Annotated in this window: 15 protein-coding genes; 4 read left to right on the top strand and 11 right to left on the bottom strand. The window is 73.8% G+C overall.

What is annotated here, in order from left to right; translation table 11 throughout:
* Positions 1-14 precede the first annotated feature (14 nt).
* Together ACIQJT_RS30770 and ACIQJT_RS30765 are read right to left on the bottom strand one after the other, a co-directional pair.
* Positions 15-677, bottom strand: coding sequence for a response regulator transcription factor (locus ACIQJT_RS30770; protein WP_007385400.1), 663 nt, complete (start codon positions 675-677; stop codon positions 15-17).
* Positions 678-908: 231 nt separating this feature from the next.
* Complete coding sequence (locus ACIQJT_RS30765) at positions 909-1,577, bottom strand: DUF3000 domain-containing protein (protein ID WP_402648993.1); 669 nt, start codon at positions 1,575-1,577, stop codon at positions 909-911.
* Between the two features lie 116 nt (positions 1,578-1,693).
* Here ACIQJT_RS30765 and hemE point away from each other — a divergent pair, with 116 nt between their 5' ends.
* Positions 1,694-2,749 (top strand): uroporphyrinogen decarboxylase, encoded by a 1,056-nt coding sequence (gene hemE, locus ACIQJT_RS30760; protein WP_365456770.1) that lies wholly within the window; start codon positions 1,694-1,696, stop codon positions 2,747-2,749.
* A 4-nt stretch (positions 2,750-2,753) separates the two neighbouring features.
* Here the strand turns inward: hemE and ACIQJT_RS30755 are convergent, their stop codons facing one another.
* Positions 2,754-3,581, bottom strand: a complete 828-nt coding sequence (locus tag ACIQJT_RS30755; protein WP_402649295.1) for a rhomboid family intramembrane serine protease — start codon at positions 3,579-3,581, stop codon at positions 2,754-2,756.
* 135 nt (positions 3,582-3,716) lie between these two features.
* Between ACIQJT_RS30755 and ACIQJT_RS30750 the strand changes: the two genes are divergently transcribed.
* Positions 3,717-4,043 (top strand): hypothetical protein, encoded by a 327-nt coding sequence (locus ACIQJT_RS30750; RefSeq protein ID WP_365456776.1) that lies wholly within the window; start codon positions 3,717-3,719, stop codon positions 4,041-4,043.
* A 3-nt stretch (positions 4,044-4,046) separates the two neighbouring features.
* Here the strand turns inward: ACIQJT_RS30750 and ACIQJT_RS30745 are convergent, their stop codons facing one another.
* Both ACIQJT_RS30745 and ACIQJT_RS30740 read right to left on the bottom strand, forming a co-directional pair.
* Positions 4,047-5,441 (bottom strand): FAD-dependent oxidoreductase, encoded by a 1,395-nt coding sequence (locus ACIQJT_RS30745; protein ID WP_365456779.1) that lies wholly within the window; start codon positions 5,439-5,441, stop codon positions 4,047-4,049.
* 82 nt (positions 5,442-5,523) lie between these two features.
* Positions 5,524-6,561, bottom strand: a complete 1,038-nt coding sequence (locus tag ACIQJT_RS30740) for a DUF4349 domain-containing protein (RefSeq protein WP_402648988.1) — start codon at positions 6,559-6,561, stop codon at positions 5,524-5,526.
* A 157-nt stretch (positions 6,562-6,718) separates the two neighbouring features.
* Between ACIQJT_RS30740 and hemG the strand changes: the two genes are divergently transcribed.
* The gene (hemG, locus tag ACIQJT_RS30735) at positions 6,719-8,158 is read left to right on the top strand and encodes a protoporphyrinogen oxidase (protein ID WP_402648985.1); all 1,440 of its coding nucleotides are present in this window, start codon (positions 6,719-6,721) and stop codon (positions 8,156-8,158) included.
* Positions 8,159-8,163: 5 nt separating this feature from the next.
* Positions 8,164-8,895, top strand: coding sequence for a hydrogen peroxide-dependent heme synthase (gene hemQ, locus ACIQJT_RS30730; protein WP_053848905.1), 732 nt, complete (start codon positions 8,164-8,166; stop codon positions 8,893-8,895).
* On the opposite strand, the gene ACIQJT_RS30725 is transcribed toward hemQ, so the two are convergent.
* The 6 genes from ACIQJT_RS30725 to ACIQJT_RS30700 all read right to left on the bottom strand — a co-directional run bounded on the left by ACIQJT_RS30725 (position 8,896) and on the right by ACIQJT_RS30700 (position 15,172).
* Positions 8,896-10,506 carry an alpha/beta hydrolase gene (locus ACIQJT_RS30725; protein WP_402648981.1) on the bottom strand — a complete coding sequence of 537 codons (1,611 nt, stop codon included), beginning with the start codon at positions 10,504-10,506 and terminating at the stop codon, positions 8,896-8,898.
* Positions 10,507-10,768: 262 nt separating this feature from the next.
* On the bottom strand, positions 10,769-11,611 hold the full coding sequence (locus ACIQJT_RS30720; RefSeq protein WP_365456792.1) for a TIGR04222 domain-containing membrane protein: 843 nt from the start codon (positions 11,609-11,611) through the stop codon (positions 10,769-10,771).
* A 100-nt stretch (positions 11,612-11,711) separates the two neighbouring features.
* On the bottom strand, positions 11,712-12,500 hold the full coding sequence (locus ACIQJT_RS30715) for a DUF4142 domain-containing protein (RefSeq protein WP_365456795.1): 789 nt from the start codon (positions 12,498-12,500) through the stop codon (positions 11,712-11,714).
* A 102-nt stretch (positions 12,501-12,602) separates the two neighbouring features.
* Positions 12,603-13,907: a DUF692 domain-containing protein gene (locus ACIQJT_RS30710; RefSeq protein WP_365456798.1), complete on the bottom strand. Its 1,305-nt coding sequence runs from the start codon at positions 13,905-13,907 to the stop codon at positions 12,603-12,605.
* Positions 13,908-14,165: 258 nt separating this feature from the next.
* Positions 14,166-14,765: a TIGR03086 family metal-binding protein gene (locus ACIQJT_RS30705; protein ID WP_365456801.1), complete on the bottom strand. Its 600-nt coding sequence runs from the start codon at positions 14,763-14,765 to the stop codon at positions 14,166-14,168.
* Complete coding sequence (locus ACIQJT_RS30700) at positions 14,765-15,172, bottom strand: hypothetical protein (protein ID WP_402648976.1); 408 nt, start codon at positions 15,170-15,172, stop codon at positions 14,765-14,767. The genes ACIQJT_RS30705 and ACIQJT_RS30700 overlap by 1 nt, the downstream gene beginning before the upstream one ends.
* Positions 15,173-15,242: the final 70 nt, after the last annotated feature.

Genomic DNA, 15,242 nt, shown 5'->3' with positions numbered 1-15,242 from the left:
AGGCGTGCAGAGCCTCAGTGGATGATTCCGGTGCGGAGAGCCACCGCCACCATGCCGGCACGGTCTCCCGTGCCGAGCTTGCGGGCGATCCGGGCGAGGTGGCTCTTGACGGTCAGTGCGGACAGGCCCATCGAGACGCCGATCGCCTTGTTCGACTGGCCTTCGGCGACCAGTCGCAGCACCTCGACCTCGCGGCCGGAGAGCTCGCGGTAGCCGCCCGGGTGGCTCGGGGCACCCGGGGGGCGGCGGTGCATACGGGCGGCGGCGGCGCCGATGGGAGCGGCTCCCGGTCGGGTGGGGAGCCCGAGGTTGGTCCGGGTGCCGGTGACGACGTAGCCCTTGACGCCGCCCGCGAGGGCGTTGCGCACGGCGCCGATGTCGTCGGCCGCGGAGAGGGCGAGCCCGTTGGGCCAGCCCGCGGCGCGGGTCTCCGACAGCAGCGTCAGGCCGGAGCCGTCGGGGAGATGGACGTCGGCGACGCAGATGTCTCTGGGACTGCCGATACGGGGACGGGCCTCCGCCACGGACGAGGCCTCGATGACATCGCGTACACCGAGCGCCCACAGGTGACGGGTGACGGTGGAACGGACGCGCGGGTCGGCCACGACCACCATGGCGGTGGGCTTGTTGGGGCGGTAGGCGACCAGGCTTGCGGGCTGCTCGAGGAGAACGGACACCGGGCCTCCTGGGGTGGGGACGGCTGGAAGGTCACAGACGTCTTCGGCACCGAACCCGGCGTCCTTTAGGGAATGATCACGATCTAGTGAGTAACAATTAGTGCAATTCGGACGTACGGTCGATCGTTCGGTGAACATATCGGTTCGTTCGAGGGGCCACTCCTGACTGAAAGTGGCCGTATCGACAAATTGATGCTCCATGTGGGTGGCCGCCGCCCCGAACGCGGACGGTCAGCGTGCCTGGGGGTCCCGCCGCTGGGGGAGCGTGACCACGGAGGCGTCGCCCGGCCCGGCCGGCGGCAGGCCCGCGACCTGGGCCAGCAGATCGCACCAGGAGGCCAGGTGGCCCGCCGTGTCCGGCACCCCGCCCAGGCCCTCGCGGGGCGTCCAGGAGGCGCGGATCTCGATCTGCGAGGCCGCCGGGCGCTCGGACAGACCTCCGAAGTAGTGCGAGCTCGCGCGCGTGACGGTGCCGCTCGGCTCGCCGTACGACAGCCCGCGCGCCGCCAGCGCGCCGGTCAGCCAGGACCAGCACACCTCGGGCAGCAGCGGGTCGGCGGCCATCTCGGGCTCCAGCTCCGCGCGCACCAGCGTCACCAGCCGGAAGGTGCCCCGCCAGGCGTCGTGGCCGTCGGGGTCGTGCAGCAGCACGAGGCGCCCGTCGGCGAGGTCCTGGTCGCCGTCGACGACCGTCGCCTCCAGCGCGTACGCGTGCGGCGCGAGCCGCTGGGGCGCCCGTGTCGGCTCGATCTCGATCTGCGGCCGCAGCCGACTGCCGCGCAGGGCCTGCACCGCCGCCTGGAAGGCCGGCGGAGCCGCACCGCTCCCATCCCGGTCACTCCCCTTCGCGTCGTCCATTCCGCCCGTGTCGTCCGACAGTCGTCCCTGTGCCGCAGCCATGCGGGAAGGTTAAGGGGAAGGGGGGCGTGGTGCGGGCCTAGACACCCTGACTCCGCCCCATGCCCACACGGACACCGCGCACTCGGCACTCGTCGCACCGTGCGAGACTTTCCGACGTGAGTGCACTCGAGACGCCGCCGTCAGCCACGTACGAATCCGCCTTCCTCAAGGCATGCCGGCGCGAACCCGTGCCGCACACCCCCGTCTGGTTCATGCGCCAGGCCGGGCGCTCACTGCCGGAGTACCGCAAGGTCCGCGAGGGCATCCCGATGCTCGAGTCGTGCACACGGCCCGAGCTGGTCGCCGAGATCACCCTCCAGCCGGTGCGCCGCCACAACGTGGACGCGGCGATCTACTACAGCGACATCGTCGTCCCGCTCAAGGCCATCGGCATCGACCTCGACATCAAGCCCGGTGTCGGCCCGGTCGTCGAGCGCCCGATCCGCACCCGCGCCGACCTGGCCCAGCTGCGCGACCTCACCCCCGAGGACGTCTCCTACGTCACCGAGGCCATCGGCCTGCTGACCCGCGAGCTCGGCCCGACCCCCCTCATCGGTTTCGCGGGCGCGCCTTTCACCCTCGCGAGTTACCTCGTCGAGGGCGGCCCGTCCCGCACGTACGAGAACGCCAAGTCGATGATGTACGGCGACCCCGAGCTGTGGGCCGACCTCCTCGACCGTCTCGCCGGGATCACCGCCGCCTTCCTGAAGGTCCAGATCGAGGCCGGCGCCTCCGCCGTGCAGCTCTTCGACTCGTGGGCGGGCGCCCTCGCCCCCGCCGACTACCGCCGCTCGGTGCTGCCGGCCTCCGCGAAGGTCTTCGAGGCGGTCGCGGGGTACGGCGTCCCCCGCATCCACTTCGGCGTCGGCACCGGTGAGCTGCTGAAGCTCATGGGTGAGGCCGGCGCGGACGTCGTCGGCGTCGACTGGCGGGTCCCGCTCGACGAGGCCGCCCGCCGTGTCGGCCCCGGCAAGGCGCTCCAGGGCAACCTCGACCCGACGGTCCTGTTCTCCTCCACGGAGGCCGTCGAGGCCAAGACACGCGAGGTCCTGGAGTCGGCCGCGGACCTGGAGGGCCACGTCTTCAACCTCGGCCACGGCGTCATGCCGACCACCGACCCGGACGCCCTGACCCGCCTCGTGGAGTACGTCCACACGCGGACGGCCCGCTGAGCCCTCACCACGTGTGCCGGGGCCGCGCCTTCCTGCCGAACAGCAGGCCGCGCGGTTCCGGCGGCGGGGGAGTGCCCGGCTTCAGCGGCCAGGCGAGCAGCATGCCGGCGAGGAAACCGACGACGTGCGCGGCGTACGCCACCGTGCCCGCCGCGGAGACGCCCTCGCCGGAGGAGTAGAACGCCTGGAGCACGAACCAGAAGCCCAGCACCAGCCAGGCCGGCAGTCTCAGCGGCAGGAACACCAGGAACGGCACCAGGACCCACACCCTGGCCTTCGGGTACAGCACCAGATAGGCGCCCAGGACGCCGGCGATGGCCCCCGAGGCGCCGATCAGCGGGTCTCCCGAGTCGGCGTTGAGGAGGGCGAAGCCGTACGACGCCGCGTAGCCGCAGACGACGTAGAACAGCGCGAAGCGCACATGGCCCATGCGGTCCTCGACGTTGTTGCCGAAGATCAGCAGGAACAGCATGTTGCCCAGCAGGTGCAGCCAGCCGCCGTGCAGGAACATCGCCGTCAGGACCGACAGCGCGGGGGACTTGTCGTAGTCCGGCGGGGCCACCACGCAGCCCGCCGCGCCCTGGGCGCTCGTGCCGACGTCGCCCGTGGGGACGAGCCGCGGCATCTGATGGTGGATCAACTCCTGGGGGACGGCCGCCCAGTGGTCCAGGAACGCCTGGAGGTGGCAGAGCTGGGACAGGCTGCTGTCGCCCGCCACCGAGCCGGCCAGGCCGGGCGCGAACAGGAACACGAGGACGTTCGCGGCGATGAGCGCGTACGTCACCACGGGGGTGCGGCGCACGGGGTTCACGTCATGGACGGGGATGACCACAAGGAAGTACTGCCCGCGATGGGCCGGGCGAATCGGTGGCGCTCCGGTGAACACCCGCACGCGCGCGTGCGTATGTCTCCTCAACCGCCCGCGGCACGGGGAAGGCGGGCCGCGGGGACTACGTGAGGAACAGCGATGAACGACCGTACGACGCCTGCGATGCACGCTCTTCCCGACGGTGAGGCCGAGCTGTCCCTGGTGGTGCGACTGCCGTGGGAGGACGTGGCCAGGCTCGGTCAGGAGGCCGGGCGGCTGGCGGCCCAGATGCAGCGGCCGGTGACGCTCGACGAGGCGGTGAGCAACCGGCTCAGGTCCGCACGGTCCGCGGCGCACGCCAAGCCGGCGGGCGAGCAGCCGTCGGCGATGCCTCCCAGCAGCAGCGCCTCCGTCTCGGCGCTGCCGCCCCGCCCGCCCGCCGACCAGGCCCGTCAGGCCATCGAGCGGATCAACGGAACGGCGTAGCCCTCAGGAGCCCCGCACCTTCGCCACGGCCTTCCTGGCCGCCACCAGCACCGGGTCCCACACCGGGCTGAACGGCGGCGCGTACCCCAGGTCCAGGGCCGTCATCCGCTCCACCGTCATCCCCGCCGTCAGCGCCACCGCGGCGATGTCGACCCGCTTGCCCGCCCCCTCTCTGCCGACGATCTGCACGCCGAGCAGCCGCCCCGTGCGGCGCTCGGCGAGCATCTTCACCGTCATGGGAGAGGCACCCGGGTAGTAGCCGGCCCGGCTGGTGGACTCGATCGTGACCGACACGAACTGGAGGCCCACCCGGCGGGCGTCCTTCTCGCGCAGCCCGGTGCGGGCGATCTCCAGGTCGCAGACCTTGCTGACGGCCGTGCCGACGACCCCCGGGAAGGTGGCGTAGCCTCCGCCGACGCCCGTGCCGATGACCTGGCCGTGCTTGTTGGCGTGGGTGCCGAGCGCGATGTGGCGTTCCTGTCCCGACACCAGGTCGAGGACCTCCACGCAGTCACCGCCGGCCCAGATGTTCTCGTGGCCGCGCACCCGCATCGCGAGGTCGGTCAGCAGACCGCCGTGGCTGCCCAGCGGCAGACCGGCCGCCTTCGCGAGCGTCGTCTCCGGGCGGACGCCGATGCCGAGCACCACCACGTCCGCCGGGTACTCCGCGTCCTCCGTGGCCACCGCGCGCACCCGGCCGTCCTCGTCCGTGAGCACCTTGGTCACGGCGGCGTCGTTGACCATGGTGATGCCCAGGCCCTCCATGGCCTCGTGCACCAGGCGTCCCATGTCCGGGTCCAGCGTGGCCATGGGCTCGCTGCCCCGGTTGACGACCGTCACCTCGTAGTCGCGGTTGATCAGGGCCTCGGCCATCTCCACGCCGATGTACCCGGCGCCCACCACCACCGCCCTGCGGCCACGCGTGTGTGCCAGCGTGTCGATGAGCGCCTGGCCGTCGTCGAGCGTCTGCACCCCGTGCACCCCGAGCGCGTCCGCCCCCGGCATGTCCGGGCGGATCGGGCGGGCCCCGGTCGCGATCACGAGCTTGTCGTACGACGTCCAGTACGCGGCCCCCGAATCGAGGTCACGCGCGCGTACCCGCTGCCCGTCGACGTCGATCTCCGTGACCTCGGTGCGCATGCGCAGGTCGATGCCCCGGTCCCGGTGCTCCTCGGGGGTACGGGCGATCAACCCGTCCGGCCCGTCGACGTCCCCGCCCACCCAGTACGGGATGCCGCACGCCGAGTACGAGGTGAAGTGACCCCGCTCGAACGCCACGATCTCCAGCTCGTCGGGGCCCTTCATACGCCGTGCCTGCGACGCCGCGGACATCCCCGCGGCGTCGCCGCCGATCACGACCAGACGTTCCCTCGTACCCTGCGTACGGCTCATGTTCATGCGAACACGCTACGAGGGCAGGGCATTTCGGTCCCGCGCGCCCCGCCTCCCCGCGCCGCCTCCGCACGTCACCCCGCGCGTGTCACTCCCGCTCGCCCGGCTCCTGCGGGCGCCCCGGCTCCCGAGCGGCCCCGGGTTCCTGCGGTCGCCCCGGGTCGGGCACCGGGCGGGCCATCGGCAGCGGGCCCAGGGCGGTGGAGACGCCCGCGGGAGCCGGCCGGCGCGGCAGCCGGGGCCGGATGAGCCGCAGCCACACCAGCACGAGCAGCGCGATCCCCACCAGGAACGGCAGCACGGCGGCCAGTGCCACCACGATCCAGCGCAGCACGGTCACGAACGCGTCCCAGCCGCCCGCCAGCGCGTCCACGACCCCGGGATCGTCGTCCTCCTCGGCCTTGACGACCGGCGACTCGGACAGGGACAGCGTGACGGTGGCCAGGCTCGTGCGGTCCTTCAGGGACGCCTGGCGGGCGAGCAGCGACTCCAGGTCGGCCTGACGACTGCTCAGCTCGCCCTCCAGGGTCACCACGTCGCTCAGCCTGGTCGCCTTGTCCATCAGGTCCCGGATCCGCGCCACACTCGCGCGCTGGGTCGCGATCCGGCTCTCCACGTCGACGACCTGGTCGGTGACGTCCTGCGCGTTCGCGGTGCGTTCCAGGAGCTTGCCCGCGCCCTCCAGGCCGGCGAGGACCTCGTCGTACTTCTCGACCGGCACCCGCAGCACCACCTCCGTCTGCTCGCGCCCCTCCTCGTCCCGGGAGGTGGTCTCCTTGCCGACGAACCCGCCCGCGTTCTCGGTGCTGGTACGGGCCGCGGCGAGCGCCTTGGGCACGCTCTCGACCTGCACGGTCAGGGTGGCGGTGCGGATGATGTGGCTCGCGGGCACCTGGGGCGCGGCGGTGGCCCGCCCGCCGCCCGCGCTGTCCTCGGCGCCGGCCGCGCCCTTCCCGTCGGCCTGCGAGGCGGCCCGGTCCTCCTTGGCGAGGCTGCCGCTGTCGCTGTCACCGCCCCCGGCTCCGCTGCACCCGGTCAGGGCGAGGGCCCCGGCCAGCAGGAGCCCCGACAGGACCTGGACGGGCCGTACGGAGCTGCGTGAACGGCGTGAACGTGGTGCGCGCATGGGCGTCCCCCCGAGGGTCGTGAACAACTGACGCTCCTTCGACGCCGGAGGGGGCGCGAACGTTGGACGCGGGCGGTCCCGATGCGGTCACGGTCAGGACTCGTCCAGGACACCGGGCCGCCGGTGGACTGTCGGCGGGGTCTGAGAGGCTGGGGCCATGAGCGGATCACAGGTCGTCGTCATCGGAGCCGGCATCGCGGGACTGGCCGCGGCCCACCGGCTGGCGCAGCGCGGCGCGCGCGTCACCGTGCTGGAGGCGTCGGACCGGGTCGGCGGCAAGCTGCTGCCCGGCGGGATCGCGGGCGCGCGCGTCGACCTCGGCGCCGAGTCGATGCTGGCCCGCAGGCCCGAGGCGGTGGCCCTGGCGCGTGAGGTGGGCCTCGGCGAGCGCCTCCAGCCGCCCGCCACCGCGACCGCCTCGATCTGGACCCGCGGCGCCCTGCGCCCCATGCCCAAGGGCCACGTCATGGGCGTCCCCGGCAGCGCCGAGACCCTCGCCGGGGTGCTGTCCGACGAGGGTCTCGCCCGCATCGCGCGGGACGCCGACCTGCCCCGCACGGAGGTCGGCGACGACGTGGCGGTCGGTGCGTACGTGGCGGCGCGCCTGGGCCGCGAGGTCGTCGACCGCCTCGTGGAACCCCTCCTCGGCGGGGTGTACGCGGGCGACGCCTACCGCATCTCGATGCGCTCGGCGGTCCCGCAGCTCTTCCAGGCCGCGAAGACCCACACCTCGCTGACGGAGGGCGTCCGCGAGATCCAGGCGAGGGCGGCCGCGAACCAGCAGACCGGGCCGGTGTTCATGGGCATCGAGGGCGGGGTGGGCACCCTTCCGCTCGCCGTCGCCGACGCGGTCCGCGCGCACGGAGGCGAGATCGTCACCGGCGCACCCGTGAGCGAGCTGCGCCGTGCGGCGGCAGGGGGCTGGAGGGTCGTCACCGGGGACCGCGTCCGGCACGCCGACGCCGTGATCGTCGCCGTCCCCGCCCCGGCCGCGGCGCGGCTGCTGCGCGCCGAGGCCCCCGAGGCCGCCGACGAGCTCGACACCGTCGAGTACGCCTCCATGGCCCTGGTCACGCTGGCCTACCGGCGTTCCGAGGCGGCCCTGCCCGAGGGCAGCGGCTTCCTCGTCCCGCCGGTCGACGGCCGCACCATCAAGGCGTCCACCTTCGCCTCCCGGAAGTGGGGCTGGATCGCCGAGGAGAACCCGGACGTCGTGGTCCTGCGCACCTCCGTCGGCCGCTACGGCGAGACGGAGATCCTGGAGCGCGACGACGCCGACCTGGTGGACGTCTCCCGCCACGACCTGCGAGCGGCCACCGGTCTGGACGCCACCCCCCTCGAAACCCGCGTCACCCGCTGGACCGACGGTCTGCCGCAGTACCCCGTCGGCCACCACGCGCGCGTGGCCCGCATCCGCGAGCACGTCGCCAAGCTGCCCGGCCTCGCGGTATGCGGCGCGCAGTACGACGGCGTCGGTATCCCGGCCTGCATCGCGAGCGCCCACGCGGCCGCGGACCAGCTCCAGGGCGACCTCACCGCCGTGCGGGAGCTCACGGCCAACCCGGTGCAGAGTCTGCACGGCGGAGCGGGAGAATAGGGGCCATGAGCAACGACGCCCCCACCCCCGAGTCCGGCAGGGTCCCGAACAAGGGCAAGCTGGCCAAGGACCTCAACGAGGTCATCCGTTACACGCTCTGGTCCGTCTTCAAGCTGAAGGACGTGCTGCCCGAGGACCGCACCGGCTACGCCGACGAGGTCCAGGAGCTGTTCGACCAGCTCGCCGCCAAGGACGTCACGATCCGCGGCACCTACGACGTGTCCGGGCTGCGCGCCGACGCCGACGTCATGATCTGGTGGCACGCGGAGACCAGCGACCAGCTGCAGGAGGCGTACAACCTCTTCCGCCGCACGAGGCTGGGCCGCGCCCTGGAGCCGGTCTGGTCGAACATGGCGCTGCACCGCCCCGCCGAGTTCAACCGCTCGCACATCCCGGCCTTCCTGGCGGACGAGACCCCGCGGGACTACGTCAGCGTGTACCCGTTCGTGCGGTCCTACGACTGGTACCTCCTGCCCGACGAGGACCGCCGCCGCATGCTCGCCGACCACGGCAAGATGGCCCGCGGCTACCCGGACGTCCGCGCCAACACCGTCGCCTCCTTCTCGCTGGGCGACTACGAGTGGATCCTGGCGTTCGAGGCCGACGAGCTGTACCGCATCGTCGACCTCATGCGCCACCTGCGGGCGTCGGAGGCCCGGATGCACGTCCGCGAGGAGGTCCCGTTCTACACGGGCCGCCGCAAGGACATCGGCGACCTCGTGGCGGGTCTCGCCTGATCAGCGGGCGGGTGTGACGGGCGCCTTCCGGGAGTCGGCCTTCGGCGTCGGCTCGGGGTGCGGGGCGCAGGCGGCGCGCCGCACCGGGAGGCGGCCCTCCAGCAGGTAGGCGTCCAAATACCCGTTGACGCAGGCGTTGGGGCCGCCCGCGATGCCGTGCGTGCCCGCGTCCCGCTCGGTCACCAGCACCGAGCCGGACAGCCGCCGGTGCATCTCCAGGGCGCCGTCGTACGGAGTGGCCGCGTCCCGCTCGGCGGCCAGGATCAGCGTCGGGGGCAGCTCACCGGGCCCGGTCCGCACGTCCAGCGGCTCCTGCCGGGTCGCGGGCCAGTACGCGCACGGCAGGTTCAGCCACACGTTGTCCCACGTCTCGAACGGCGCCACCCTCGCCAGCCGGGTGTTGTCCCGGTCCCACACCTTCCAGTCCGTCGGCCAGGACGCGTCGTTGCACTCGACGGCCGTGTAGACCGCGTTGGAGTTCTCCGCCTCCTTCGCCGCCTCCTGGTGCGGCCCCGCCTGCTGGATCAGCGGCTTCGGATCGCCCTTGAGGTACGCCGACAGGGCCCGCGCCCGGTGCGGCCAGAGGTCGTCGTAGTAGCCGGCGGACAGGAACGCCCCCTGGAGCTGCCCCGGCCCGACCTTGCCGCCGGCCGGTTCGGCGGCCAGCCGCGCGGCCGCCTTCTCGTAGCTGTGCAGCACCTCCTGGGCCGTGGCCCCGAGCCCGTACACGTCGTCGTGCCGGGCGACCCACTCCCGGAAGTCCGCCCACCGCCCCTCGAAGGCGGCCGACTGGTCCAGGTTGTTGCGGTACCAGACCTGCTCCGGGGCCGGGTTCACGGCCGCGTCGAACACCATCCGCCGCACGTGGGAGGGGAAGAGCGCCGCGTACAGCGCGCCGAAGTACGTCCCGTACGACGCCCCCATGAACGTCAGCCTCTGCTCGCCCAGCGCGGCCCGCAGGACGTCCAGGTCCCGGGCGTTGTTCAGGGAGGTGTAGTACGGCAGGGCCGCGCCCGCCCGCCGCGCGCACCCGCGCGCGTACGCCTTCGCCTGCGCGATGCGTTCCTTCTTGTACGACTCCGAGGGGTGCGTCGGCGCCTGCGTGGGTGCCTTGAAGAACTGCTCCGGGTCCGTGCAGGACAGCGGCGCCGAACGGCCCACCCCGCGCGGGGCGTAACCGACCAGGTCGTAGGCCGCGGCGAGCCCCTTCCACTCGGGCAGCGCGCCGACCAGCGGGAAGTACATGCCGGAGCCGCCGGGACCGCCCGGGTTGTAGACCAGGGCGCCCTGCCGGGGCACCCGGCGCTTGCTGTTGCGCGGGTCCTTCTGGGTGGCCCGCACCCGGCTGACGGTCAGTCTGATCTGCCGGCCGTCGGGACGCGCGTAGTCGAGCGGGACGGAGACCGTGCCGCACTGGACGCCGTCGGGCAGGTCCTCCACCGCGGGACAGGTCCCGAAGCGGACGCCGGCCGCCCCGGCGCGCGCCGCGGCGACGGCGGTGCCGTGGAGTTCGGCCGCGCCCGGGGCGGCCGGAGCGCCCCCGGCCGGTGCGGCGGCGAGCGCGGTCAGGAGCAAGGACCCGGCGGCCGTGTAGAGGGCGGGAGTTCTCATCGGTGTCCCTTCGGTGCGCGGCAGCGACAAAAGGGATGTTTCGTTCGGCTGCGGGGGAAGGCAAGCACCGCCCCGCCGATGTCGGCCCCAATGCCTCCGTGCGCCCCCGGGGGAGCTCGGTCGCGCCGGTGCGGACGCCGGTGTTCCGTGGTGGAGGCGGTGGTGCGCGCGCCGCGGCCGGAGAGCAGCCTCGTGGTACACGCGGTCCGCCCGGCCGGCGGGTTCTCGTCCTCCTGCGCCCGGCACCGGCCGGGGGGCGGGCTCAGTCGCGCCGGTGCGGGCGCCGGTGTTCCGCGCCGTCTTCGCCGGGCCGCGCTCCCCGCCGGTCCTCGCGGTGCGGGCCGTGGTGCTGCTCGCGGTGGGCGAACGCGGCGCGCAGGTCGGGTTCGCCGACCGCGCTGATGCCGCGTACGGCGACCGAGGTGAGGTACGTCCGCTCGTCCGTGCCGCCGGGGCGCCGGGTCAGGGCGCCGAGCAGCCGCTGTCCCGCCGGGGACGCCCAGCGCGAGTACGGATGGACCTCCATCCGTGCGATGGCCAGGCAGCTCACGGTCAGGGCGAGCGGCAGCGCGAACCAGAGCGCGACCAGGTGCCGCGGCATCTCCGACGGGTCGGGCACCAGCAGGGCGAGCGCGCCCAGCGCGACGACGGCCAGGGCGGCCAGCCGCACCTGACGGACGGCCGCCGCGATGCCGGAGCGGGCGCCGTCGGGCACGGCGAGGCCGGCGTCGACGAGCCGGTCGGCGAGGCGGCGCACCGCGGCGGCCGCGGCCGCGTCCGCCCGCACCGGAGCGATCCGGGACTGCCCCTCCGGCCCGATGGCCCCGATGACGGAGCGCTCCATCTCGTCCCGGCCGCGCGGGTCGACGACGGTCGCCCAGCCGGTGTGGGCCAGCAGCAGGCGTCGCTGCCGGGCCATGGAGACGAGCGTCAGATCGGCGACCCGCCGCGGTCCGCCGGACAGGAACGCGGCCTCGTACAGCGTCAGAGCGTGTTCCCGGCCGTCCGTGTCCGCGGCCGCCGCGCGCACGGCGGCCAGGCACAACCGCGTGCAGGAGGTGCCGGCGGCGGCCCAGGCCGGCAGCAGAAGCAGAACCCAGAACATGCCGCGTTTCTATGCCAAAGGCTCCTGGCGGCGCCATGGGCTGTTCACGATCCGGACGGAGTGTTGTCGGTGTGTGACGTTCCGTTTGTCCGGAACCGGCCTACGACGGCTCCGGATCCGGGGGCGGACTCGTGGCGGCCGGTGGGAGGGTGAAGGTGGGGGCGTACGGCGAAGGGGTGACCGGTACGACCCGGCCCGGATCGGCCGTCGGGCCGGGCGGGGCGGGGAAGTCGGTGGCGGGCGGGGTGCTGCCCGCGGCCATGTCCTGGGCCAGGGCGCCGAAGTCGACGTACCCCGTGGCCTCCAGGATTTTGATGTGGTCCAGCACGGTGCTGTTGGCGTCGTCGGCCAGGGCCCGGACCAGGGAGTTCTGGGTGCTCGCGCGGACCTCGGCGACGACGGAGAACACCCTGCCGTGCGCGAGGCGCAGGATGTTGGCGAACTGCCGGTCGTAGTCGACGCCCTGGGCCTGGTCGAGGGTGGCGAGCCACTGCTTCTGCTGGTCGTTGGGCTCGTTGGGCAGAGCGAGCCCGAGCTTCGACGCCACGTCACGCACGCGTGCGTCGAGGAACGTGTGCCCCTGCACGAGGTGCTGCCCCGCCGTCCGCACGGCCTGCGTCGTCCCCTTGAGCTGGGCCTGCTGGCCCGCGGGCAGCTCCCACAGTCCCGCCAGCCGCACCTTCGTGACGAAGTCCCGGTCCAGTGCGGACAGCGGCCCGTACGGCGTCGTCACGGTCCCGGCCCTGAGAACGCTCAGTCCGGTGCCGGAGCGGTCGGCGTACGACCAGAGCGGGACGAGGAGGGCCACGAGGGTCGCCGTCAGCCCGGCGATGATGACCCCGGTGCCGGTGAATACTCCTCGCCCTTGGAGGGGCGGTCGCGGTCGCATGGTGCCTCCAGTCACGGCACCGCACGCTTGTGGGTTCGAGGTGCGGGATGGACATATTACTGCCGGGTTCGTGCCGACCTCCCGTCCCGGACCCCCGGTCCCTCACCGCCGCAGCAGCACCTTCCGCGTGGCCCGGGCCAACCGGATGCCCGGCCTCCGGGACCGCGGTGCCGGGCCGGACCGCTCCAGCCACCACTCCCGCAGCTCGCGCCGCGCCCTGACGTCCCGCAACTCCCCGCCCAGCAGGAGGTGTTCGGCGAAGTCCAGGGCGTCGCGCCGGTATCCGTCGGTCATCGGGGCCCCCTGCGCGTACGCCAGGAACGCCGGCCGGTACCCCGCCCCCAGGATCACCGGCAGTTCGGGCGCCACCTTCGCCACCACGTCCGCCCGCTTGCCGGCGAGCGCCCGCGCCTGCACCCCCAGCCGCACCCGGTCGAACCCCTCCGGCACCGGCGTCCCGGCCACGAGCGCGGACAGCAGCGCGGTCTGGGCGAGCGCGAGCCGCTGCCGGGCGGGCTCGGTCGGGACACCCGACGGCTCCCCGGTCCCGGCGGCACGCCACACCCCGCCGGCCCGGGCACCACCCCCCTTCTCCACCGCCTCCCGGACGGCCGCCAACTCCCTCTCCAGCTCGGCCGGCTCGGGGAAGTTCTCGTCCCGCTCCAGCAGCACCCCCGGCGGCGAGACCCGGGACGCGAGGTCGGTGAGGATGTCGAGGACCGGGCGCGGCACCGGGTGGGCGTGGCTGTCGTGCCACACCCCGTCCCGCTCGAACCCGCCCGCGACATGGACGTACGCGATGGCCTCCAGCGGGAGTTCGGCGAGTGCCTCGGCCGGGTCCTCGCCGCGGTTGACGTGGTTGGTGTGCAGGTTGGCCACGTCGATCAGCAGCCGTACCCCGGTCCGGTCGGCGAGGTCGTACAGGAACTGTCCCTCGGTCATCTCCTCGCCCGGCCACGCGACCAGCGCGGCGATGTTCTCCACGGCGAGCGGCACCGGCAGCGCGTCCTGCGCGATGCGGATGTTCTCGCAGAGGACGTCGAGGGCGTCCCGGGTGCGCGGGACGGGCAGCAGGTGCCCGGCCTCCAGGCGCGGCGAGGCGGTCAGCGGGCCGCCCGCCCGGACGAACGCGATGTGCTCGGTGACCAGCGGTGAGCCCAGTGCCTCGGCCCGCTCGGCGAGCGCCAGGAGCCGCCCGGCGTCGGGCCGGTCGGCGCCGCCCAGGCCCAGCGAGACGCCGTGCGGCACCACGGTCACCCCGCGCTCGCGCAGCCGCAGCAGCGACTCGGGCAGGTGCCCGGGGCAGACGTTCTCGGCCACGGCCTCGACCCAGTCGATGCCGGGCATGCCCTCCACGGCGTCCGCGATCTCCGGCCGCCACCCGATCCCTGTGCCCAGTCGCTCCATGGTCCGTCCCCTCCTCGGCCGCTCCCGCACCCGCTCCGGTCGTCGCCCGCCCGGTGTGACGGAGGTATGGCCCCGGGCGCCGGGCGCGAACCGTGCCAGGAGGACGTTCAGAGCAACATTTGAGGTTCGGGCCGGCGCGGTCACCCGCCCGTACCGGGCCATTACCGCCGCCGCGCCGAGCGCCTCGCCGGCCGGGCGCAACGGCCGTGTCCCCTGCGTACACGAGGTGAAAAGCCGATCGCGGCACGGCCGACGGCGTCAGACGCCCGTGCCGGGCCACGCCTGCGGCTCCCGGCCCAGCAGCCGCAGTGTCTCCTCCAGCGGCCCGGCCCGCTCCGGAACCTTCAGCGCGGGCGCGAACGCGAACCCCGGCCCGCGGCCGGCCGGGTCGGTCGGAACGCGCCGGGCCACGACCGCCGCCGCGCCGAGCACCTCGCCGGCCAGACGCGGCCGCACACCGAGCGCGGCCGCCACGTCCCACGCGTGCACGACGTGATCGACGAAGTGAAAGGCGATCGCGGTACGGCCGGCGAACGCGCCGCCCAGCTCCGGCAGCATGAACTCCCGTCCGGCAGCGCCCGGTTCGGCGAACGCCGCGAGCACCGCCGTCGCGGCCGCGCGGTGCGCCCGGGCGGGCTCGCGCAGGTCCCCCGGCTCCCGCCAGTGCGCCGCAGCGCCGCCCTCGCCCCGCGCGGCGGCCGCGAACCCGTGGTGCTGCGCGGTCATGTGCGCCACCAGCCGCCGCAGGTCCCACCCCGCGCAGGGGGTCTCCCGCGCCCAGTCCCCGTCGTCCCCGGCCAGCTCCACCAGCCGCGTGGCCTCCTGTACGGCGATCCGGTCCAGTGCGACGACATCCATCAGCGCTCCTCGGCGATCACGTCCAGGGCGTACGCCCACACGGCATCCGGATCGAACTCCTCGAACTCCCGCCGCGCCGACCGCAGTTCACCGCGTCCACGATGTGCGCGGACGACCCGCGCGTGGTCCGGCCGGCCGGTGAACTCCTTCAGCCCCCGCTCGTCGGCCCATACGGACACGGACCCGGAGCGCCGGCGGAGCGGGTCCGCCCACAGCCACATCCCGACCGCGCCGGGAGTCGACGGCCAGGTGCGCCGCAGCCGCATCCCGGCCAGCGCGACGGCGAGGGACCGCCCACGGCCGTCGGCGGTGAAGTCGGTGACGGCGACGAGCACACGGTCGTCGAGCGGGATGGCGGGACCGGACTTCCAGCGGGAGCGAAGGACGCGTGGTCGAGGAGTGCCCATGCCCCGACCATAAAACTAAACGAACGATCGTGCTACTAGTTTTCCCGCCTCGGCCGGGGGCCGGTCCGAG

The sequence above is a fragment of the Streptomyces sp. NPDC091972 genome (genome assembly GCF_044756385.1).
In the GTDB taxonomy this organism is placed as follows: Bacteria; Actinomycetota; Actinomycetes; order Streptomycetales; family Streptomycetaceae; genus Streptomyces.
Note: the sequence above shows the minus strand (reverse complement) of the source record. Positions and strands in the feature narration are given on the sequence as shown.

Excerpts from the sequence above, each read along its gene's own strand:
- ACIQJT_RS30765 (WP_402648993.1), bottom strand. The coding sequence starts at position 1,577 with ATGGCTGCGGCACAGGGACGACTGTCGGACGACACGGGCGGAATGGAC.
- ACIQJT_RS30750 (WP_365456776.1), top strand. The coding sequence starts at position 3,717 with ATGAACGACCGTACGACGCCTGCGATGCACGCTCTTCCCGACGGTGAG.
- ACIQJT_RS30745 (WP_365456779.1), bottom strand. The coding sequence starts at position 5,441 with ATGAACATGAGCCGTACGCAGGGTACGAGGGAACGTCTGGTCGTGATC.
- ACIQJT_RS30740 (WP_402648988.1), bottom strand. The coding sequence starts at position 6,561 with ATGCGCGCACCACGTTCACGCCGTTCACGCAGCTCCGTACGGCCCGTC.
- hemG (WP_402648985.1), top strand. The coding sequence starts at position 6,719 with ATGAGCGGATCACAGGTCGTCGTCATCGGAGCCGGCATCGCGGGACTG.
- hemQ (WP_053848905.1), top strand. The coding sequence starts at position 8,164 with ATGAGCAACGACGCCCCCACCCCCGAGTCCGGCAGGGTCCCGAACAAG.
- ACIQJT_RS30725 (WP_402648981.1), bottom strand. The coding sequence starts at position 10,506 with ATGAGAACTCCCGCCCTCTACACGGCCGCCGGGTCCTTGCTCCTGACC.
- ACIQJT_RS30720 (WP_365456792.1), bottom strand. The coding sequence starts at position 11,611 with ATGTTCTGGGTTCTGCTTCTGCTGCCGGCCTGGGCCGCCGCCGGCACC.
- ACIQJT_RS30715 (WP_365456795.1), bottom strand. The coding sequence starts at position 12,500 with ATGCGACCGCGACCGCCCCTCCAAGGGCGAGGAGTATTCACCGGCACC.
- ACIQJT_RS30710 (WP_365456798.1), bottom strand. The coding sequence starts at position 13,907 with ATGGAGCGACTGGGCACAGGGATCGGGTGGCGGCCGGAGATCGCGGAC.
- ACIQJT_RS30705 (WP_365456801.1), bottom strand. The coding sequence starts at position 14,765 with ATGGATGTCGTCGCACTGGACCGGATCGCCGTACAGGAGGCCACGCGG.
- ACIQJT_RS30700 (WP_402648976.1), bottom strand. The coding sequence starts at position 15,172 with ATGGGCACTCCTCGACCACGCGTCCTTCGCTCCCGCTGGAAGTCCGGT.